Here is a 22079-nt window from a genome sequence, read left to right on the forward strand (position 1 = left end):
AACGTGGCATGATTGGTCCTTGTGCCCCCATTTGGATTATTCTTTAGGGGTGACAACTATCCTGCCATAGGGGGATACACTAATATTCATTTTAGACTTTCTGCGAATGTATTATACTTCTCCGCTATCTTTATAGGAAGCATATCTTCATCGAAGGGCGAGCGGAACTGCTGAGGGCTTTTCATTGCTTGATTCATTTTATCTGCCATAGCTTCTATATCTCTCATTGGCATTAAATTATTACTTGGAAGTAGCTCGCTTGGACCCGATGGGCAATCAGTACTTATAACAGGCGTGCCTATAGCCAATGCTTCAGGTATTACTAAAGGACAGCCTTCCCAGTCAGAAGTCAATACTTTGAACTGAGCATGTTTGATATAAGGAAAAGGGTTCTCACGAAATCCTAAAAATATCACCCTATCTTCAAGTTTAAACTCTGCAACTAATCTTTCCACTTCACTTTTGTGCTTGCCTTGACCTAACAGTAATAAAAGCATAGATTGATCGGTTCGCGCATATGCTTGGATCAATAGATCATGACGTTTTGCATCTTTAAAACTACCCACATGAACAATATAATTTTGATATTCAGGAATAAAGGCATTAGCCTGTCTTTGAATAACGTCTCTATCAATAGGGTTATGAATTGCTGTTGTCGGTGTGATATTACCAAAGGTCTGAATGAAATCTCTTTCCACACCATCACTCACACATACGCAAGGATGTTTAGAATAAATTCTCAATAGCTCTTCTTTTTTCTTGTTAATATCTTCTTCTTTCTTGAGTTTATATAACAGCGATACGGTATTGTGTATAACGTAAACAATATTTTCTAATTTGCTATAACTAAAAATACTGTCCGAACGATCAAGATTGGATAATATCAAATCTGGTTGTCCAATTTTTTTTGTAATGTACTTATCTACTCTACGTGCAAATATCTCGTCTCGACGTTCTTTACCTGGAACAAGTTTATAAGGCTTAAACTTAAGTACATGATAGTTAAGATTTACATCAAGTTCATATTGAACTAATGGTTTAAACCTTAAAATATGCACTTCATAACCCAACTCATAAAAACCTTTCCCTAGAGTGAGTACGACTCGCTCTGCACCACCACCTTGTAGGCAATTGATAGCTAATACCACTATTTTGGTGGATTTCTTCATAACTGACAACCTATAAATAAATCAAATACTTGTATTATTATTTGTTAGTAAAATAATAAACTAACGCTTAAACATCTTTGAAAATAACGACTTTTTAAGCTTTGGACGAGTAACATTATTACCAGTATAACGCTGCTGGGATTTTTTTGGAAAATCTCCAAAAGGGTCTACACGATAGTTTTCTAATTGATAACCGTTAGCCAAAGCCTCACTGTAATAACTATCAAATAACTCAACTAAATCTTGTCTAGGATGTGGTAAAACTTCTCCATCGAACCAATGCTTTGAACCTTCTTCTTCAATCCTTTTCAATGAATACTTATGACTAAACTGCGTGCCCATATCAGAATAGTGTAAAACTTTAATAGCTTCTATCGGTAAACTTTCTCCATCAATACAATTATAGCTGTCATTGAAGGGTTCTAAAAGTCGTGGGTTCTTTTTTATCATCTCCATTATTTTTTTATGACTATCAGCATCCTCCATAATCTTCTCAACTGAAGGGAGAATACTTTTAGCACGACTACAATCCCATACACAGGTACACATGCGAGTTTTTTTAGAAACTTTCTTAGCCGCTACTATAGATTTCCCATCAATTGGATGATTCCATAATTTTAACAAATCATCTAAAATTACAACATCTGTATCCATATAGATAGCATATCCAGAATAATCACAATATTCTGGAATCGCCCAACGAAACCCTGAAAACGGGGTATCCCATTTAGTAGTATTCCATCCTTCGCCAGTCTCAGGATTAGAATACCAATAGCTATTAGGATCACGCGATAACTGCATCCACACTATTTCAACTGGTACACTAGTATGTTTATGAATACTGTAATCTAGTACCATCATCTGCTCTAAATCACAGTTATTAGGATCACACCCCACAAAGACTCTGATAGTTTCATTCTCTTTCATATCTTCACCTGCTAACTGGTAAACATTATAAATGTAGTATGGTTAAATTAATCTCTAAGCTAAAGAATGTCTGGCTGCTATTTATTTTTTCTAATTTCCACTTACTCTCGCCAGTATTTTTCTATCCACCCTACTGGTAAAATAAAATGACGCAAATGGCGCAGTGGTCTTTTTAGATTTTTGGGCTCAGTGATTCTTTTTAAGTGATCCTTAGCATTGTTAGCCGCGTTTTTATTGTACTTACCTTCAATAGCATGCGTAGGATATAGATCACCAGGGAATATTACGATGCGAGCACCTTTGGGGATCTTTGGTTCCTTGACATAGTTAAGTGGGAATGGTTGGCGGCACTTGCGCCTAAAGTGTGCTACCCATGCCTTTGGAAATAGCTTTACGCCACCTGGGGCGTTTCGTGTCACAAAGCGTTGCTCAAAACGATATTCATCAGCGATACCTTGTGGATCCGCTTTAAATTTTTCTTGTAAAGAGATCAGCGAACCAACTTGAAATCTAAAACAGGAAGTCTGTCCCAAACGCTCTAAAGGGTTGCTTGGATTATAAGACAAAACAATATCATCGGGCTTGCCATATTCAAAGAAAGGATCAAGGCTATCTACAATAATGACATCTAAATCTACAAATAGTACGGTACCAGTTAGATCCCCTAGCTTTTCACCCCACAAACGCGACTTTGGCCATTTACCCAAAGTATTGGTTGGCATGGTCACATCTAGAGGAGGTAGTTTCTGGCATTCAATCTCTGGACGTAAGTCTGTGGTGTCATCGGTAAAACAGACAAAACGGAACGGCGGGGTAATATTACGTGATACCATGCCATAAAGTTTATTGGCATAATCAGCTCCGTATTTCGTACCCCATTTAATACAGATAATTTGTTTGATATTTTCATTATCTGCTGTACTAGAGTCTATTGGCATAAACTGCTCACTTTAATTGTATGGATAAATATGACAAATATATTAGCATAAAAAAGCTGAACGTTTATGCTCAGCTTCTTGGATGGATTTAAATATTTTTTTAATAAACTTTTATTTTAATCAATAAAGCTTAACCAATCCATATATTTCTCATTGCGGCCATGAACCACATCAAAATACAGCGTTTGCAGCTTTTCAGTCATTTCACCACGACCACCATTACCAATAGTGCGGTCATCATATTCACGAATAGGCGTGACTTCCGCAGCAGTACCGGTCATAAATATCTCATCCGCCAAATAAAACTCATCACGAGTGATACGACGTTCAGTGACTTTGATACCTAAATCTTCGGCAAATTGGATAATGGTACGACGAGTAATACCGTCCAATGCCCCGCCCGCTAAGTCTGGCGTATGGAGCTCGCCGTTCTTGACTAAGAATAAATTCTCGCCTGAACCCTGACAGACATAGCCTTGTGAATCCATCATGATCGCTTCATCATAGCCATTACGCGTAACTTCACGGTTCGCCATGATAGACACCGGATAGTTGCTCGATGCTTTGGCCTTGCACATAGTGACGTTAGGCAAATGATGAGAATAAGAAGACGTTTTTACTCGGATACCGTTTTGAATACCGTCTTCGCCCAAATAAGCACCCCAATGCCACGCAGCAACCATCGCATTGATACTATTATCATGAGCAGCTAAGCCCAGCTTTTCAGCGCCAATCCATATCAGCGGGCGGATATAAGCTTCTTCTAGGTTGTTCTGCTTGACCACATCTTTATGGGCTTGCTCAAGGGTAGCCGCATCAAAAGGCACCTCCATTTGAAAAATAAAGGCAGAGCCAAGCAAGCGTTCAGTATGATCTTTCAAACGGAAAATAGCGGTACGCTTATCATCGGTTTGATAGGCGCGCACGCCTTCAAACACGGCGATGCCATAATGTAAGCTGTGAGTCAATACATGAATTTTGGCATCTGGCTGTTCAATCATTGTGCCATTCATCCAAAGCTTACCATCTTGTGTTGCCATATTCATTTTATAGTCCTTATGCTAGCGCTGGCGTCTAACTTTTTTGAGTAAATTTTAATTAATGGTATTTAACAACATCATATGATAACACCACAGCATCGATTTTTATTATCAAAATAAAGATTCATTATTGCAAACAACTACGATTTAGTCGGTTGAGACAATCTAGAGACAAGACAGGCGAGTGAAAGTACTACTAATCGTAGACTGAGCAAGCCTGACATCGTATCCGATTTATAAGGGATTGACTATAGAGTTATTATGATGCGCCAGTAATTATATCACTGGCAATGCTGGTAAATGCAAAGTTTTAGTTTGTACCTAAATGGCTTTTCTTTATATTAGAATTTTGGATTTGAGTATATTATCTTATGGAAGCAAACAGTACTGCAGACCATTAATACTATTTTTACTCCGTTGAATCTACACCCATAAGATGCTGCCACTGCGCTTGCACCAATGCCCGCGTCTCTTGCCACAGTGATTCATCAACCAATAATGACTGCTCGGACAATGCCAATTGATGGGTAGCAGCGCGTATACGTAGATAAGCATCGGTCAAATCCTGACATACTTGCTCCTCCCAAATACCGAGTGCCGCGACTTCTTCAAAAATACGTACATTATCACTCCACTTCGTCAAGCTTGGGTGATCATGTGAATAGGCCAATACCGCAAACTGTGCCAAAAACTCAATATCTACAATGCCGCCCGCATCTTGTTTTAGATGAAATTTACCCGCTTGTTGCTGCCATTGACTGGTGCCCAGATGTTTTTGCATTTTTATGCGCATACTGGTGACATCAATTCGAACTTGCTCAATCGTACGCGGTAGTGCCAGCACATTGCGGCGAATATCACAAAAAAGTGCTGTCACTCGTTTGTCCCCACATATTGCCCGTGCTCTCACCAAGGCCTGATGCTCCCATGCCCAAGCTTTTTCGAGCTGGTAGGTCTCAAACGCATGACAAGAAACCACCATCATACCGGCATTACCAGATGGGCGCAGGCGCATATCAATATCATAAACGCGTCCATCACGAGTTTGCGTATTGAGATAATTCATCAGTTTTTGCACCAGACGAGCAGCGAACTTCATGCCACTCACTGATTTTTCACCCGTGGTCATTCCCTGCTCTTTTATCTTATGTAAAAACACCAAATCCAAATCAGAAGAATACGATAATTCAAGACCGCCAAGTTTGCCATAACCGATAATCGCAAAACCGCAATCGGCTTCAGTGACCGGATCACCATCTTGACCGATAGGATAGCCATAGCGTTTGACAATCTCTGCAAAGGCGCGCTCAAGTGCTGCCTCTAATACCACTGCCGCGATATAAGTGAGTGAATCAGACACTTTCATAATTGGCCGTTCAGCCAACACATCACTGGCAGCAACAGCCAGTACCTGATTTTTTTTGAACAGTCGCAATACGCTAAGCAGCTCTTCTTCGTCGTTAGGCTCTACACGCAGTAGCTGCTGGCGCAAGATATCATGCAGCTCTAGCTTGTCTGGCAAGTGACGGTAGCGCTGCTGTAAAAAGGTATCTAGCAGCACTGGGTAATGCGCCAGCTCTTTTGCAATCCAAGGGCTAGCTGATAGCATTGGTATCAGCTCAATGGTTGCATTGGGGTTTTCGGCAATCATGACCAAATAAATAGAACGGCGGCAAATCGCTTCTAGTAAGGCAATCAAGCGTGGCAAGGCGGTATTGGCCAGCTGCTGCTGTTCTTGATGCGCCAGTAACGCATGGACAATCACAGGATACGCATCATCCAGGCGCTCTCTGGCTTCATCACTCAAGTTGGCGACCATCTTTGATTGCCAAAACTCTTGCAACTGCGCGCGGTTCTCTTCTGTCAATACTTGATCCAAACTGGCAATTTGTTCTTCAAAATGAGCTGGTTCGAGCTCGGTATCTTCTTTAGCGGGAACCTGACGTTCGGTCACCATGCGCTCAAATGGTATATTTACATTGTTTCGATGACTGTTCAGTGTGTTGAGCAATGCCTGCCAATCTTCAAACCCAAGGGTAATGGCGAGATTGTGCTGCCAATAGTGGTCATGGGGTAAGCGCTGGGTCTGCTGATCATTGATGGCCTGAATGCCATGCTCAAGTCGACGCAAAAAGCGATAGGCCGCTTGCAGCTGCTCATAAGTTGACAGCTCTAAATATTTGAGCTCATATAACGCCTGCATGGCTTGTAAACACGACTTAACCTGTAGCTGTGGATGCCGACCGCCATAAATCAATTGGAAAGCTTGTACGATAAACTCAATATCTCGAATCCCGCCCGCACCCAGCTTAATATTATCCAAATCTTCACGCTGCGCCACTTGGTTCTGAATCAAAGACTTCATTTCTCTGAGCGCTGAAAAAGCACTGTAATCGACATAATAGCGAAAGACAAAAGGCCTAATGAGCGCTTGTATTCGGTCATAAAATGGCGACTCTATTTGTCCCACTACACGCGCCTTTAACCATGCAAAACGCTCCCATGCGCGCCCATGCAAGGAAAAATACTTTTGCAAGGCGGATAGATGAATAGCCAGATCACTGCCATCACCCCACGGCCGCAAGCGCATATCGACACGAAACACAAAACCATCAGCGGTATTGTTATCCAATAGCTTGATAATCCCTTGACCAAGCCGGGTCATAAAACGCTTGTTATCGATGCTGCGAGTGCCTTTTGCTTTGTCACCATCGGTAGCGCCGCGGGCTTGATGAACAAAGATAAGATCGATATCACTCGATAAGTTCAGCTCGTGAGCACCAAGCTTACCCATCGCCATAATCGCCATGTCATCAGTTTGAACGTTGCCTTGCTCATTGATGAAGGTTGGCTTGCCATAGCGGGTCACCAGCTCCTGATAGGTATATTCCTTGGCGAACGAAATACAACCATCAGCAAACTCAGACAGCTCATCGGTCAATTGCTCGAGGGCAATCATACCGAGGGCATCTTGCCAAATCCAGCGCATCATCAGCAGCATGCGTAAGTGTCGTAGGCCACTCATGACCTTGGCTTCATTAGCCAGTTGGTAGTTTTCATCCAAGGTATAATCTTGTATCAGATCATCAATTTGCTGACGTGTTAAGGTATGATCAAGTGGATAACTGCGTAAAAATGTCTGACAGGAGGCGGTTCGGCTCTGCCAAATCTGATAAGCAAACTCACTCGCCGTCTGCAATACTTGGATTTGCGCCGATGTCGGTTGATAGTCATTATTATTGGTTGCAGCTGATGGCATAGTAATAAACGTTCCTTGCAATATAAATTATAGCGAGTGTCATTTTTATTATAATAGCATGAAAATTTTATGCTCAAAGCTATGCTAAAAAAACATATTACCATTTTGGAAAGTTGCGCTAAAAACTCGTGCTACCGATGAAGGTTATCTGATGATGAAGGCTATCTTATAAAGAATAAACATCTCAAGCTATAGGACTGATGCACATGTTCATCAAAACAGTGTCAAAAAGAACTGCCATTATATAGTCAGTTCAATTCAAAAATCATACAGCAAAACTGAGACAAATTTTTCGCAGCCTCTGCCAGCACAGACACAGCAAACAAGAAAACAAGAAAACAAGAAAACAAGAAAACAAGAAAAATGTGTCTCAGTTCTGCGTTACGACACCATGTACCTATTTTATTGAGAATCTACTATAGTAGGCTTTGCATTTTACGACTTGAACAACAGGTTTGATGAGGAAAAAAACAAATCGTAGAATGGTATAATAATGAGCAAATCAAATATCGAGAAAACTTTGTTGAAGGTTTTGAAAGTATACCGGCTGTCTTTTTTTGCCAATACATGGCGAAATTGTCTAACCTAGAATGACTAGGCGTCAAAAATTTCACTGCGTATTGTCTAAAAAATAGCCACTGCCAGTGCCACATTTGAATGTTCAACAGACCCTAATACTGATCCATACCTTCAATAATTGAGTGCTAATCCTTATTATCAACAACTGCTAAACAGCGATACCACATTTATGACTACAGATACCCCGCTACTACTTGTTACAGCCGATCCCAGTCATCCGCTTGCCCAGTTAGCCTTACGCTATGCTCGCGCCTATCTTAAGAGCACAGTCATGAATACTAAGACAACGGATAGTGATGTTTCTAAACAGCAGGCTATCTTGAATGTGTTTTTTTATGCAGATGGTGCTCACACCGCCAATCGCTTACGTTGGCAGTCAGCCGAACAAATCGACCTCACTCAACAATGGCAAAATCTGGCTAAGCAATATCAATTGCCATTACCTGTCTGCGTCAGCACTGCCCTCAGTCGCGGGATTAGTGATCGCGAAAATGGTGCTCGCCATCAACTTGAAGGGGACAACCTAGCAGCAGGATTTAGCTTGGTTGGGCTGAGTGAGTTGGCAATGATGATGCAAAGCAACTGCCGCCTCATACAATTCTAGCAACGCATGATTGACGGTATTCTGTTTGACAACTGCTTGTGACAACCAACCTTTGGAATAAACCATGAAATTACTGATTCAGCTGCGGACACCGACAGAAATAGCAAGTTATGAAGGTTGTGCCCTCGCACTGACGCTGGCAACTTTTGGTCACGACGTCCAGCTTTATTTGGATGCCCCTGTCTTTGGTTTATTAATGCAACCAACATCGCGTTTACATGGCATGATTCAATCGCTTGAGCTGTATGATATGCCAGCGGCGTGGCTACCTGCGGATGTATTTAGTGGATGGCTCACCGGTATGTTGCCGACTGACTTGGCTAGTCAATTAACTTTGATGCCTGAGGTCATTGATTCCCAAGACTTTGAGCAAATACTCAATTTTTAATACCACAACGCTGTTTTTAATATCACAACGCTATCAAACGATAGTATTAGATGACGCAATTCTAGGGCGTGTTTTCATTTTAAAAATGAGATAAATTGCCATCAAACAAGAAAAATAGTGTAGATAATATCAAGATATTAACCAGCTATTTGATGATTTTTGGCAAGATTTAGCTATTTTTAGCCCATTTAGATGACTATCGAGTGAATTAAAGACACGCTCTAGCCAATCAAAATATAACCAGCAATCGGATCCATTATGGCCACCTTATACCAATTACATAGCAGCATGGATAAGCTCGAACGCAGCACAGAAGAGCTATCACACACGTGGCACACAGGCGACAGTATTCTGTTACTGGGCACGACTGTCGCTTTTATTGATTGGCTCAATGCCTCTTTAGGTGAAAATGATATCGATGGTATTGCGGGTGTTTATGCGCTCTCCGATGATGTGGCACAGCTAACGCCGAACATAGCTACGCAGCTCAACCTAACGGCCAAGCTAACCGGTCTGCTAACGGATGATGAATGGGTCACTCTGACTCAAGACAGCCAGTTTGATAAAGTGGTGACGGTTGCCTTATGACTAATGATGTCCTTACTACCGCTACCACGTCTGCTGAAACGGCAGATAATATTGCGCTCGATCAAGACGGCCATTTATGTGATCACACTATTTGGTCACCTGCGATTGCACAGCAGTTGGCAAATACGCTAGATGTCAATTTGACAGCGGAACATCTAGAGATTCTGCAACAAGTGCGAGCCTTTTTTACTAAGTTTAATCACGCGCCAGCGACAAGACCGCTCATTAAGTGGTTACAAAAGACCTTGCCAGAGCACGATATTAGCAATCAAAAACTCCAGCAATTATTCAATACTGGCTTGGTCGCCCGTCATGTCAATCGTCTTGCTGGACTACCGAAGCCGCCTAATTGCTTATAAAGTAGCACTGATTGCTGCTCGCGTTCAGACGTTTAAAGCATGACTTTCAGTAAAAATCGATCAGTATATCAGCCGCTACTTTGGGTCATAAACCGTTAGCGTGTCATACCCAACACTGCGACCTTCATCACCCGCAAAACCCTGCTGACGCCATATCTCATACAGACATATCGCCACGCTATTGGACAGATTCAAGCTGCGTGAATCTGCCAGCATAGGCAAGCGCAACCAATGATCAGCGCCGATACTTTCACGAATATCATCCGCCAATCCTGCTGTTTCAGAGCCGAATACTAAAGCAATATTGGGGGGCGATGTCAGCGCATCTTGCTCATTGTCAGCAACTTGCCCACTAAAATTATACTCATAAAATGGCTTGCTCAGCTTGGTGGTCAATGCTGTGATGACATGACAGTCCGATGCTATAAGCGCTTGCCTAGCAGCTGCCCAATCGTCATGTACTTGCAGATGGGCATACTCATGGTAATCCAATCCTGCACGGCGTAGTTTTTTGTCATCAAGCTCAAATCCTAATGGCTTAACCAAATGCAACTGCGCCCCACTATTGGTACATAAACGAATAATATTGCCAGTATTACTGGGCATTTTGGGTGCTACCAGCACGATATGAATAGTCATTATCACTCCATCAATTGTTTGAACATCATTATTTTAGTGCTATCGCCAATCCTATATAAACAGATTTAGCTATCGGGCTCGTTCAACCCACTACTGCTAGTAGCTTTTGCTAATGGATTCGCTCGTTGTCTTTATATAAAAATTACCTTGAATGGAATATATATGCCAAGCGTAATCAAAAGTTACAGTTTACTGGCAAAAATTACATTTTGATACTGGGCACAGATTCTAACTTTCTTTATTATGGCTTTACTGGATTGCGAGATAATATACACACATTGTTGTCGTATCCTGTAATCCTTCAGTGAGGCTTAAGCAAACTGCTTAGCATCGCTGTTGTTATTTATAACCACCTATCTATTTTGAGGAAATTATTATGAAAAAATTAATCATTGCATCTTTGACGGCTATGTTTGTATTGACTGGTTGCAACACTTTTAAAGGTCTAGGTCAAGACGTATCTAGCGCTGGCGATGCTGTAACTGGCGGTGCTCAAGACGTACAAAACAAAATCTAATTATTCATTTATTAGACTTGTTTTTAAAAGGCTTACCATTTGTTTGGTAAGCCTTTTTTTGCTTTGTTACATTATTTCTTTTAAGTAGTCATTTCAGAATATCTAAAATAAGCAGTTTTCTATTATAAGAACGCTCTTAATATTTGGTTGAGGTATCTGCTGCCTAATGCAGTCGGTTTTAGATACTGACGATCATCCACGAGTAACCCCTGCTTGATTAGTTTATTGATTTGCTCAGCGATACTGTCATAGCAAAGCCCTGTTCGAGCCTCAAACAATGCCCATGACACCCCAGCATGTAAACGTAGTGCATTGAGCATAAATTCGCTGACCAGCTCATCACTATCAATCTGCTGCCAACCAATCATTTTTGGGAAATTCTGGCTGGTGTTAGATGGGTCAGTAATATCTTGATAGTCGACATAATCCTTCGGTAAGCGTGACTTACTAAAACGATAAATACCTGATTCTGCTAATAACTCACTGCTTTGACCTTCATACTTTTCTAACGCTTTAAATGTATTTTCGCTTAATAGTGCCACTTGATTACCTGATTGCTTATTATCGCCTGAATCTTTATTATCACCTAATTCGTTATCATCTGACTTGTTATTAGCAACAGTCACCTTACCATGAGCACCTGCGCCAATCGCCAAATAATCACCAAACTGCCAATAATTGACATTGTGGCGGCACGGCTTATCGGAAGCGCCAGACCATGCCGACACTTCATAATTATCGTAGCCCAATTGCAGTAGCAATGCCTGACCGGCTTGCTCAATATCAGCGAGGCTGTCCTCATCGGGCAAAATAGGCTGACTGCGGTAAAACACCGTGTTAGGCTCGATCGTTAGCTGATACCATGAGATATGGGTCGCGCCAGCAGTGTGTGCGGTTTGAATATCATTTAGTGCTTCGGTTAAGCTTTGCTGCGGCAAGCCATGCATCAAGTCGACATTGACGCGTTCAAACCCAGCACTTCGTGCCGCCTTAATCGCTGATAATGCTTGCTTTGGATCGTGTATGCGCCCGAGAGTTTTAAGTTTATCCGCAGCGAAGCTTTGCACCCCAATTGACAAGCGATTGATACCGACATCCAAATACTGAGCAAATGGCGCGTGCTCAAGCGTACCCGGATTGGCCTCCATCGTAACCTCAATGTCATCTGCGAATATAAAACACGCACGCAAGCCAGCAAATAAACGCTGGTATTGCGCAATCGGCAGTAGCGATGGCGTACCACCGCCAATGAATATCGAGCCAATTTCACGCCCTTGAGTCAATGGTTGCTGCATTTGAGCATCCAATAACAAAGCATCGACGTATTCCTCATACATCGATAGCTGACTGTCTGCTGGTAGCTCATGCGAATTAAAATCGCAATACGGGCACTTCTTTACACACCATGGAATGTGAATGTAGAGCGCTAACGGAATATCCATCACGCTTATATCCGTCGTATGAGCATCGCTATTGATAATATCGACGCCGTTACTCTCTTTTAAATGGCTTTCAGATTCAGTTTTGGGCATAGATAGACTTATTAATTATTGAGCCATTATTATATAGTCGGTTCAATATAGTTTAGATACAAGGAAGGCGCGTGAAAGTACTACAAATAGTAGGCTAAGTGAGCCTGACACCGTATCTGACTTATGTAGGATTGACTATAGCTATAAAAAGTATCGCTAGGATAACGGTTAGAAGCCTTAATGAAAAGCATCATGACAACAAAATAACTCACAAAACCACTCACAAAATCCATGTTAATACTGGCATCTGACAGGCAATATAATCGTTACTGATAAAAATTGGTTACTAGGGTCTGTTGAACATTCAAATATCAGGACTGCTGATTGCTAAAATCGTCCCAAACCTTTTATCAAATCAGGCGTAAACCGACGATAATGTCGAGACCTTAGCTAGGTTTACAACAACGTTTGGGGTGATTTTAGTATCAGCCTTTCAGGGCAGGGCTATTTTTTGCCAATACATGGCGAAATTATCTAACCTAGAATGACTAGGCGTCAAAAATTTCACTGCGTATTGTCTAAAAAATAGCCACTGCCAGTGCCACATTTGAATGTTCAACAGACCCTAATAAACCACTGCTAATAATAAAGGAATACAAGATATGGCCTATTGGCTTATGAAATCAAACCCAAAGTTTTTTAGTATTCACGATTTGCAACGCTTAGGCACAGAAGGTTGGGATGGCGTGCGCAACTATCGAGCCCGTAACTTTATGCGCGATGATATGCAAGTCGGTGACAAGGTGTTCTTTTATCACTCTAGCGCCAAGCCTTCTGGCGTTGCTGGTATCATGACCGTCAGTAAAGCCGGCTATCCGGACCCCACCCAGTTTCATCCGGAATATCGTCACTACGACCCTATCGCCACCGAAGATGAGCCACGATGGTATATGGTAGATGTCACCTTTGAGCAAGCGTTTATAGAAGTATTGCCCTTATTAGAACTCAAGTTTTTGCCTGCACTTGAGGATTCATTATTGCTTAGAAAGGGCTGTCAGCAGCTAACCGTCATTCCTCTAGAGCCCAAGCACTGGCACGCTATTATAGAGATGTCGGATCATATGGATTTATTGTGAGATGATTTATTGTCAGATAATGATCATCTTGCGCGGTAACTATTGGGTATACTTTCTCTGACATCAATTAACACTTATCCCTGCGCTCGTCGTTTAAATTTTGCTATATTTATTAGCAGATAACAACATCTCCATACTCAATAGTAATATCTCATCTTTTTATAACTATCATATTTCAATTATCAGGACTCGTTTATGAGCGCACCCAAACTAGTATTGTCTTTATTAACCGTTAGTATGTTTGGCCTAACACTGAGCGCTTGCGGCAGTGATGGCGATAAGGTCAAAGAAGAGTACGACCGCGTAGAAGATCAGGTTAAAAACGAATACGATCGTATAGAAGACAAAGTCAAAGAAAAATATAAAAAAGCCGAAGATAAGCTGACTGATGACGAAAAAAGTATGGCAGAGATTTTAGAATCTGTGTTTTTACCAGAGGAATCATTTGATAATTTCTTAGACAAGCTCACTCCAGAAGGCGGACGAGGCGGCTTATATGTCGGACACTTCATCGAGCTAAACGACGGTGATAGTAATGACATCGATATTGGTGCTGTCTACTTCGATATCAGTGAGCAAGGTGCGGGTAGCGTCGATGGCAGCTTTAGTTATCAGCAGCAAGCTTGCCAAGAAAACAACGCTTTGGGCATCAACTCAGGGCTAAAAGTCGACAACTATATCGCTGGCAAAGTGACTGGTAGCCTCGATACCTTGGAGTTTTTGGACGTTAAATATGTCAGTGACTTAGGCTTAGAGACACCAAACTTGCTCACCACTTTTGCAGGTAGCTTTGAGGAAAAACAAGCGGGCTCACCGTGGAAAGGCAGTTTTGAATACCTAGATGGCTTAGGCGGGCAAAAACTGTCCAGCGGTGAGGACAATTGCAAAGTGACTTATACGTTAAGCGATCGCGCCAATTTTACCACTTATCCGCTCGATTATGACCTTGGTAAAATGAACCTCGATGTAACGGGCAATGGTAGCCAAAAAATCGTCACTTGGCAAAACCCCATCAATACTCAGCACCTATTGGTCAGTCAAATTGATGTTAATAAAGCCGAGTCTGGCGCTAATGGTTACGTGCAAAACTTAGTATTGAGCAATCGTGAGACCCAGTTTACACCTGTGATTCCTAATAGCTCAACCAACTACGCTATTGTGGTGCAAGCATTTGATGCTAATAATAAGTTGATCGGCTATCAAGCAGTGGTACAAGATTTGCCAGAATCCCTGTAGGCCTAAGCCATGTAAAAGTCTGGATATAGGCACAATGTTATATGAATCTAGGCACAGTTATATGAATCTAGGCACAATGTTATAAATGTTATAGATGTCGCTCAGCATTATAAAACCTTCCTAAAACGTTGACATACTTGTCTGGCTTCTTTACCATCCTATCTACTTATGACCTGTCAATCTATCACTTGGATTGACGGGTTATTTTTATTTGAGTGTCTTCACTTTTAGTATCATATTTTTATTCTAATACTTAGGGTCTGTTGAACATTCAAGTGTGGCACTGGCAGTGGCTATTTTTTAAACAATACGCAGTGAAATTTTTGACGCCTAGTCATTCTAGATTAGATAATTTCGCCATGTATTGGCAAAAAATAGCCCTGCCCTGAAAGGCTGATACTAAAATCACCCCAAACGTTGTTGTAAACCTAGCTAAGGTCTCGACATTATCGTCGGTTTACGACTAGTTTGGGACGATTTTAGCAATCAGCAGTCCTAATATTTGAATGTTCAACAGACCCTAGTTTATATAGACTTTCTCGTCTTATTAATCGTCGCTACAACACTCCGGTTACTGTCTCGCTATTGAGTGGTTGATGGCAGTATTTGTCTATCAACACTAACCACCGTGAATCATAAAAAGTTGCTAATTATGGCGTTGCCAATATCCTTTACTGATTTTAAAAGCTACAGTTTACGCTTAGGCGTGCTCGCCTTACCCATCTTGATTACTCAGTTTTGCCAAGCGGCACTGGGTGTCGTCGATGCCATCATGGCAGGTCAAGTTTCTGCCCTTGATTTGGCGGCGGTCGCTGTTGGCTCTGGTATCTGGCTACCATTATTTTTATTAGCGACAGGTATTTTAATCGCCACTACCCCTCTCATTGGTGAAGCAATCGGACAAAATAAACACAGCCAAGTACCGCACATCACCCAGCAGTCTTTATGGACAGCAGGCGTCATCGGTATTCTTGGGTTCATTATTGTCAATCTTGCACCCAATGTTCTTGGCATCATGGGTGTCCCTGAGAATATCCAACCAATAGCGTCGCAATATTTACATGGGGTGTCGTTTGGTTTCCCTGCACTGGCGGTCTATGCCGTGCTACGTAGTTATTGTGAAGCGCTTGGGCGACCAGAGCCCGTGACAATCATTAGTATCATTGGCCTACTCGCTGATATCCCGCTCAACTATATCTTTATCCATGGTCTGTTTGGTATGCCAGAAATGGGCGGTGCAGGCTGCGGGGTCGCAACGGCACTGGTATTATGGATAAACGTCTTATTATTGGCCACTTATACCAGCTTTACTAAGCGCCAGCAATTTGCCAGCACGCGCTTCTTTTATGGTTTTGCGAGACCCAATCGCACGCAGATAAAAAAACTGCTGAAGCTTGGCATTCCAATTGGTATCTCTATATTTTTTGAAGCCAGTCTGTTTAGCTTGGGCGCTCTTGTCATTAGTCCATTGGGTGAGCTGGCCACCGCGTCGCATCAAGTCGCATTAGCGGTAACCTCGCAGCTGTTTATGATACCGATATCCGTTGCCATGGCGCTGACTATTATGATATCGAATCGCTTTGGTGAAAAGAACCTACTCACGCTGCGCCATGTGCAAGCGACTGGTCTTATCTGGACTGTCCTGATTGCCTTCGTGTGTATGCTGGGTATTTGGCTGTTTCACCCACAACTGGCAGCGGCGTTCACAGACAATGTAGAAGTCAGAGCACAAGCCATGCACCTCCTCATCTTTGCGCTTGCTTATCAACTATTTGATGGTTGGCAGGTCAATGTCGCGGGCATACTGCGCGGCATGCAAGACACCACAATACCAATGTGGGTCACGCTATTTTGCTATTGGTTGGTTGCCTTGCCCCTTGGCATCTATTTGGTGCGTTTCACCGATGTGGGCGCGCAAGGGTTTTGGATGGCCTTAATCACTGGTCTTTTCTTATCTTCGATTCTGCTCACCCTGCGTCTACGCTATCAACAAAAGCGCCTCAGGATACTTTGGGCTTAAAGTTGCTATAGTCGGTTCAATATAATTTAGATACAAGGAAGCCGAGCGAAAGTACTACAATTAGTAGACTAAGCAAGGCTGACACCATATCCAACTTATATAGGATTGACTATATCATTTTTATCTAATTTTAGTCTTTAGTAAGTAGCGTCTAGTAACCAGTACTGGCGCTACCTCGTCACATAGACTATGATAAATCATTAGCATTTCTTACTCACAAGAAAAGCTTACGTCAAAATATGTAAAATTTCTCAGTTAACAACTGTACATTGATTGCTCATTGCCGCGAATCTAGGTATCATTAGCAATTACTTAGACAATATTTCGTTACACTATTTCTCGAATTTAGTACAAGGCATTATAAAAATTATGGATATTGAAAAAATACGTACCCTAATCGCCCTCATGGAAGAAAGTGAACTGGTCAATTTAGAAATCAGTTCAGATGATGAGCATATTAGCCTAACGCGGCACTACGATACGCCAGCGCCAACCATGATGGCTGCGCCTGCTGCTGGAGTAGCACCTATCGCAGCTGACGCTAAACCGGCGGTAAAAGCTGGTAGCGTTGAGACGTCGCCAATGGTCGGTGTTTATTATTCAGCCCCTAGCCCGAATGATCCGCCGTTTGTGAAGGTCGGACAAAAAGTGCAAGCGGGCGATACGCTTGGTATTATCGAAGCCATGAAAATCATGAATCCCCTTGAAGCGACTCAAAGTGGTGTCGTTGACGAAATCTTGGTAGATAACTCTGAAGTCGTACAGTTTGGTCAGCCTATCATTCGCTATAAAGCGTAATAAGATTCGCCATACTTTACATCGTTATGATTGACATTGCGCTATTAGTCATCGCACCCCATCATTGCATTTGATGATGCCCATCGATGACTGATATAGCGACTGCATCATTAACTGCCGCTTCGACAAGGATGACCCCATGATAAAAAAACTGCTCATCGCCAATAGAGGTGAAATCGCTCTACGTATTGTTCGTGCCTGTAAAGCGCTAGGAATCGAAACTGTAGGCGTTTATTCAACAGCTGATGCTAACTTAATGCACCTGCGTTTCGTTGATGAAGCCATCTGTATCGGCAAACCCAATGCCAATCAAAGCTATCTTGATATTAATACTATTTTGACAGCAGCAGAAATCTCTGGTGCTGATGCTATCCATCCCGGCTATGGTTTTTTGTCTGAGAACGCTGAATTTGCAGAGCGTGTTGAAGAGGCAGGCTTAACCTTCGTCGGTCCTAATGCGGATCATATTCGCCTGATGGGTAACAAAGTCTCTGCTATTAATGCCATGAAAAAAGCAGGCGTCCCTACCGTACCTGGCTCTGTTGGAGCAGTGACGTTACATAATGCTGAAGAGCAAGCACGTAATATCGGTTTTCCACTGTTGATCAAGGCGGCCTCTGGTGGTGGTGGTCGTGGTATGCGAGTGGTTGAACGCTTTGAAGATATTATCGGTCAAGTACAGGCGGCAAAGCAAGAAGCTGAGCTATGGTTTGGTGATGATACCGTCTATATGGAACGCTACCTACAAAATCCGCGCCACGTCGAAGTACAAGTACTGGGCGATGGTAATGGTAATGCAATCCATCTATATGACCGTGATTGTTCATTACAACGTCGTCACCAAAAAGTATTAGAAGAAGCCCCTGCCCCTGATATTCCTGATGATGTGCGTGAACCTATCTTAAGAGCGTGTGTCAAAGCTTGCGAGCTTGTTAAGTATCGCGGTGCTGGTACGTTTGAGTTTTTGTTTGAAAATAACGAGTTTTTCTTTATTGAGATGAACACTCGGGTACAGGTAGAGCATCCAGTTACCGAGATGATTACGGGTATTGATGTCGTCGTTGAGCAGCTAAAGATTGCGGCAGGTTATGGTTTGTCTTACCGTCAAAGCGAGATCGAAATTCAAGGTCACGCGATTGAGTGCCGTATAAATGCTGAAGATCCAGCGACCTTTATGCCTTGTCCGGGTACCGTCAATCAGTTGTTTGCGCCAAGTGGTGCTGGTGTTCGTTTTGACTCTCATCTCTATCCCGGCTACGAGATACCAACCTATTATGACTCGTTGATAGGCAAACTGATCTGTCATGGGCAAACTCGCCAGCAAGCGATTTCCAAGACGCTACACGCACTTGATGAATTGGTGATTGAAGGTATCAAAACCAATATACCGATGCACCGTGATGTGATTTTAGCGGATGATAAGTTTGTGCAAGAAGCACAAAACATCCACTATCTAGAAAGAGAATTATTGACCGCGCAGAAAGCCAAAGCAGCCTCTTAATTCACAACTTTCGTTTTCTGCAAAAATAAAGCGAACCGCTATTAGCATTGATATCCCCATTAAAGAACCCGCTATCTACTAAGATGGCGGGTTCTTTAATGGGCTCATGTAAAATAAAAACCTTCTTTAGAGCTCAGTATATCAATATGACTTAATCAAAAATTATGGCAATACTCTATTGAAGTTCATAAAGCATTCTTTGCCATCAGGGTCGGCGCACCACTGCATTTGGTTGCCATCATGGTTCAAAAACGCTATCAGCGCCTCATCTGTCTGGTCAACCTTATTACCTGAGCAGTCTACTTCATTATTGTCATACACCGTTCTAATGGCAATGACAGGCAAGCCCTCTTCGCGATGAGTGACCAAATAGCGACCGTACGTCCATTCTTTACCGCTGACCGCCCACATCTCATTGTCAGCACCAAAGTTATATAACTCGCGACATTGATTGGCGCGCGCAGCAGCATCTATCAAGTTGCTAGCGCTGTTCGGCTGAATATTTAGGACACGCTCTTCGCTTTGGGTAAGGATGCCACCATCTGTACCAGCGGTTATTTTTGGCTCGTCGCTTTTGCCATTTTGGGTATTAGCCAAAGCCGCTTGCCGAGCTTCTGCCTCTTTTGTCATGGTAATACTACTGTCTAAATCTATTTCCCATTGTCCAGCAATGGCAGGACTAATATGCGTCGTAATCGTCGGCTTACTAACTACTTCGCCATTCGCTGGCAAGGAGGCCAGAATAGAGGCCAATGTAAATGAAGCAAATGATATCGGTTCCATAATTAACCTTTTTATTTATAATAATAGAGTAATACGAACATTAGCGTAAGTCTTAGACACCAAAAACACAAGTAACATTATGCTATTGGCTTTTACCATTCGTCCAAGATCTTATCTAATGACACCTTACTTATCTTATCATAAGTTAAGTGATTGCTATCTCCGTGAGTTTCAACCACTCAAACAATAACGCCATGGCTCTCATTGACGAATCGCAAAGAATCATGACGTTATGAGTGTGCAGTATTGACGCTACGAGCGCACTATGTACTACTGTTAAGATATTAAGCGGTCGTAGTGCTGATTGCTTGTGCAAAGGCAGATAACGCGCCTTTTAGCATGGCTGATACCGTACTGCTACAGGTACCAATACCAGAATACACGTCCCCATCGACATTCAATTGAATATAAGCGGCAGCATTGGCATCGGTCTTATTGTCGCTATTGGTATCATCATCGATACCGTTGCCATCACCATTAATATTGTTGTGCTGCGGATTGATGGCGTGCTCAGCATAATTGATGATGTGTAGCGACTTGCCAGTGTGCTGCGCTAGGCCATTGATAAATGAGGACAATGGGCCATTACCCGTACCATCAATAGTAATGATATCGTCATTCATCTGTACTTGACCGTTAAAATAAACCTGTCCGCCTTTATTGTTCACGCTGTAATCGAGTAGCTCAAAGCTACCTTGACGTAAATAGGTGTCTTCAAAGGTTTGTAAGATTTCATCATTTTGTAGTTCGCGCGCCACTGTCTCAGCCTGCTGCTGCACCACGCGACTAAAGTCGATTTGCATCCAACGTGGCAAGTTAAAGCCATAGTTGCGTTGCAAGATATAAGCAACCCCGCCTTTACCAGACTGGCTGTTAATACGTACTACATCTTGATAGCTGCGGCCAATGTGCGCCGGATCGATGGGTAGATAAGCCACATCCCAAACATTATCCGTTTGGTCTTTGTGCTGCTCGTTATAATCGAGAGATTTTTTGATGGCATCTTGATGCGAGCCACTAAAGGCGGTAAAGACCAGTTCACCAACATAAGGATGACGTGGATGAAGCGGCAAGTTATTGCATTCGCTAACCACTTGGACGATTTCGCTCATATTGCTAAAATCAAGCTCAGGATCGATACCTTGGCTAAACAAGTTCATCGCCATTACCATGATATCCATGTTACCGGTACGCTCACCATTACCAAGCAACGTCCCTTCGATGCGATCTGCCCCTGCAAGTACCCCTAGCTCGGCAGCCGCAACGGCACAGCCACGGTCATTGTGCGTATGCAGACTGACAATCACATGCTCACGCATCGCAAGATGACGACAGAAATACTCAACTTGATCGGCAAAGACATTGGGCATGGATGCTTCGACAGTCGCTGGCAAGTTAAAAATCACCTCCTGACCATGCTGCGGTTGCCAAACCTCACACACGGCATCGCAAACTTCTACCGCATATTCAGTCTCTGTCTGGCTAAAGCTTTCTGGCGAATATTGAAACACCCACTCTGTCTCAGGGTACTTTGCCGCGTATTCCTGCACTAGCTTGGCACCTGTGATAGCAATCTCTTTAATCTCAGCTTTGTTCTTGCCATAGACTTTTTCACGTTGGACGCGGCTGGTTGAATTATAGACATGAACCACCGCCCGTTTTGCGCCTTTTAACGACTCAAACGTACGCGCAATTAAGTGCTCACGTGCTTGTACCAAAACCTGTAACGTCACATCGTCAGGCACATGATTTTCTTCGATTAGCTTACGGGCAAAGTCAAACTCTACTTGCGCCGCGGATGGGAAACCAATCTCGATTTCTTTAAAACCCACATCAACCAAGGTCTCAAAAAAGCGCATTTTTTGTTCAATGGTCATTGGATCGATCAGAGCCTGATTACCATCACGCAGATCCACACTTGCCCATATTGGTGACTTTTCAATCGTTTTGCTTGGCCATGTGCGATCTGGCAGTGACGGCGCAAACGCAAATGGACGATACTTTTTATAATCAAAAGCGGTGCTTTTTGGTGTCATCTTAGCACTCGGCGTGGCTGCAGTGCGTGTGGCTTGGTCAGACATAATCAATCCTTAGATAATATGGAGATTTATATTTTAGCGGGTAAG

General features: G+C 42.6%; 19 protein-coding genes. 10 read left to right on the top strand and 9 right to left on the bottom strand.

Annotation, left to right across the window (positions count from 1 at the left end; all coding sequences use genetic code 11):
* Positions 1–86: 86 nt before the first annotated feature.
* The 5 genes from AAEY80_RS11480 to glnE all read right to left on the bottom strand — a co-directional run bounded on the left by AAEY80_RS11480 (position 87) and on the right by glnE (position 7333).
* A complete protein-coding gene (locus AAEY80_RS11480; protein ID WP_201566726.1) occupies positions 87–1169 on the bottom strand; it encodes a glycosyltransferase in 1083 nt (360 codons plus the stop codon).
* A gap of 60 nt (positions 1170–1229) precedes the next feature.
* Positions 1230–2096 carry a glycosyltransferase gene (locus AAEY80_RS11485; protein ID WP_101211958.1) on the bottom strand — a complete coding sequence of 289 codons (867 nt, stop codon included), beginning with the start codon at positions 2094–2096 and terminating at the stop codon, positions 1230–1232.
* A 101-nt stretch (positions 2097–2197) separates the two neighbouring features.
* Positions 2198–3034 (bottom strand): glycosyl transferase, encoded by an 837-nt coding sequence (locus AAEY80_RS11490; RefSeq protein WP_201577869.1) that lies wholly within the window; start codon positions 3032–3034, stop codon positions 2198–2200.
* Between the two features lie 116 nt (positions 3035–3150).
* Entirely contained in the window at positions 3151–4080 is a 930-nt protein-coding gene (locus AAEY80_RS11495; RefSeq protein ID WP_201566728.1) for a branched-chain amino acid transaminase, read from the bottom strand.
* Positions 4081–4483: 403 nt separating this feature from the next.
* Positions 4484–7333, bottom strand: coding sequence for a bifunctional [glutamate--ammonia ligase]-adenylyl-L-tyrosine phosphorylase/[glutamate--ammonia-ligase] adenylyltransferase (gene glnE, locus AAEY80_RS11500; protein WP_201566731.1), 2850 nt, complete (start codon positions 7331–7333; stop codon positions 4484–4486).
* Positions 7334–8081: 748 nt separating this feature from the next.
* On the opposite strand from glnE, the gene tusD reads away from it, so the two are divergent.
* The 4 genes from tusD to AAEY80_RS11520 all read left to right on the top strand — a co-directional run bounded on the left by tusD (position 8082) and on the right by AAEY80_RS11520 (position 9851).
* A complete protein-coding gene (gene tusD, locus AAEY80_RS11505) occupies positions 8082–8516 on the top strand; it encodes a sulfurtransferase complex subunit TusD (protein WP_201566733.1) in 435 nt (144 codons plus the stop codon).
* 64 nt (positions 8517–8580) lie between these two features.
* Positions 8581–8904: a hypothetical protein gene (locus AAEY80_RS11510; protein ID WP_350588345.1), complete on the top strand. Its 324-nt coding sequence runs from the start codon at positions 8581–8583 to the stop codon at positions 8902–8904.
* A 258-nt stretch (positions 8905–9162) separates the two neighbouring features.
* The gene (locus tag AAEY80_RS11515) at positions 9163–9492 is read left to right on the top strand and encodes a hypothetical protein (protein ID WP_201583610.1); all 330 of its coding nucleotides are present in this window, start codon (positions 9163–9165) and stop codon (positions 9490–9492) included.
* Positions 9489–9851 carry a TusE/DsrC/DsvC family sulfur relay protein gene (locus AAEY80_RS11520; RefSeq protein ID WP_201578149.1) on the top strand — a complete coding sequence of 121 codons (363 nt, stop codon included), beginning with the start codon at positions 9489–9491 and terminating at the stop codon, positions 9849–9851. Before AAEY80_RS11515 ends, AAEY80_RS11520 begins: the two co-directional genes overlap by 4 nt.
* Positions 9852–9926: 75 nt before the next feature.
* On the opposite strand, the gene AAEY80_RS11525 is transcribed toward AAEY80_RS11520, so the two are convergent.
* Positions 9927–10490: a tRNA (cytidine(34)-2'-O)-methyltransferase gene (locus AAEY80_RS11525; protein WP_350588346.1), complete on the bottom strand. Its 564-nt coding sequence runs from the start codon at positions 10488–10490 to the stop codon at positions 9927–9929.
* A 376-nt stretch (positions 10491–10866) separates the two neighbouring features.
* Here AAEY80_RS11525 and AAEY80_RS11530 point away from each other — a divergent pair, with 376 nt between their 5' ends.
* On the top strand, positions 10867–11007 hold the full coding sequence (locus AAEY80_RS11530) for an entericidin A/B family lipoprotein (protein ID WP_037025595.1): 141 nt from the start codon (positions 10867–10869) through the stop codon (positions 11005–11007).
* A 122-nt stretch (positions 11008–11129) separates the two neighbouring features.
* Here AAEY80_RS11530 and hemW read toward each other — a convergent pair whose 3' ends face one another.
* Entirely contained in the window at positions 11130–12449 is a 1320-nt protein-coding gene (gene hemW, locus AAEY80_RS11535) for a radical SAM family heme chaperone HemW (RefSeq protein ID WP_037025603.1), read from the bottom strand.
* A gap of 692 nt (positions 12450–13141) precedes the next feature.
* Between hemW and AAEY80_RS11540 the strand changes: the two genes are divergently transcribed.
* From AAEY80_RS11540 to accC, 5 genes are all read left to right on the top strand, one after another.
* Positions 13142–13615 (top strand): EVE domain-containing protein, encoded by a 474-nt coding sequence (locus tag AAEY80_RS11540; RefSeq protein ID WP_025652779.1) that lies wholly within the window; start codon positions 13142–13144, stop codon positions 13613–13615.
* 195 nt (positions 13616–13810) lie between these two features.
* Entirely contained in the window at positions 13811–14851 is a 1041-nt protein-coding gene (locus tag AAEY80_RS11545) for a hypothetical protein (RefSeq protein ID WP_025652780.1), read from the top strand.
* Between the two features lie 652 nt (positions 14852–15503).
* Complete coding sequence (locus tag AAEY80_RS11550; RefSeq protein WP_350588347.1) at positions 15504–16871, top strand: MATE family efflux transporter; 1368 nt, start codon at positions 15504–15506, stop codon at positions 16869–16871.
* Between the two features lie 369 nt (positions 16872–17240).
* Entirely contained in the window at positions 17241–17669 is a 429-nt protein-coding gene (accB, locus tag AAEY80_RS11555) for an acetyl-CoA carboxylase biotin carboxyl carrier protein (RefSeq protein ID WP_025652782.1), read from the top strand.
* A gap of 139 nt (positions 17670–17808) precedes the next feature.
* On the top strand, positions 17809–19170 hold the full coding sequence (gene accC, locus AAEY80_RS11560) for an acetyl-CoA carboxylase biotin carboxylase subunit (protein WP_025652783.1): 1362 nt from the start codon (positions 17809–17811) through the stop codon (positions 19168–19170).
* A 162-nt stretch (positions 19171–19332) separates the two neighbouring features.
* On the opposite strand, the gene AAEY80_RS11565 is transcribed toward accC, so the two are convergent.
* Both AAEY80_RS11565 and leuA read right to left on the bottom strand, forming a co-directional pair.
* On the bottom strand, positions 19333–19953 hold the full coding sequence (locus AAEY80_RS11565) for a hypothetical protein (RefSeq protein ID WP_025652784.1): 621 nt from the start codon (positions 19951–19953) through the stop codon (positions 19333–19335).
* 284 nt (positions 19954–20237) lie between these two features.
* On the bottom strand, positions 20238–21989 hold the full coding sequence (gene leuA / locus AAEY80_RS11570; protein ID WP_478010603.1) for a 2-isopropylmalate synthase: 1752 nt from the start codon (positions 21987–21989) through the stop codon (positions 20238–20240).
* Positions 21990–22079: the final 90 nt, after the last annotated feature.

The organism is Psychrobacter sp. 78a-MNA-CIBAN-0178, from assembly GCF_040309625.1.
Lineage (GTDB): Bacteria > Pseudomonadota > Gammaproteobacteria > Pseudomonadales > Moraxellaceae > Psychrobacter > Psychrobacter okhotskensis.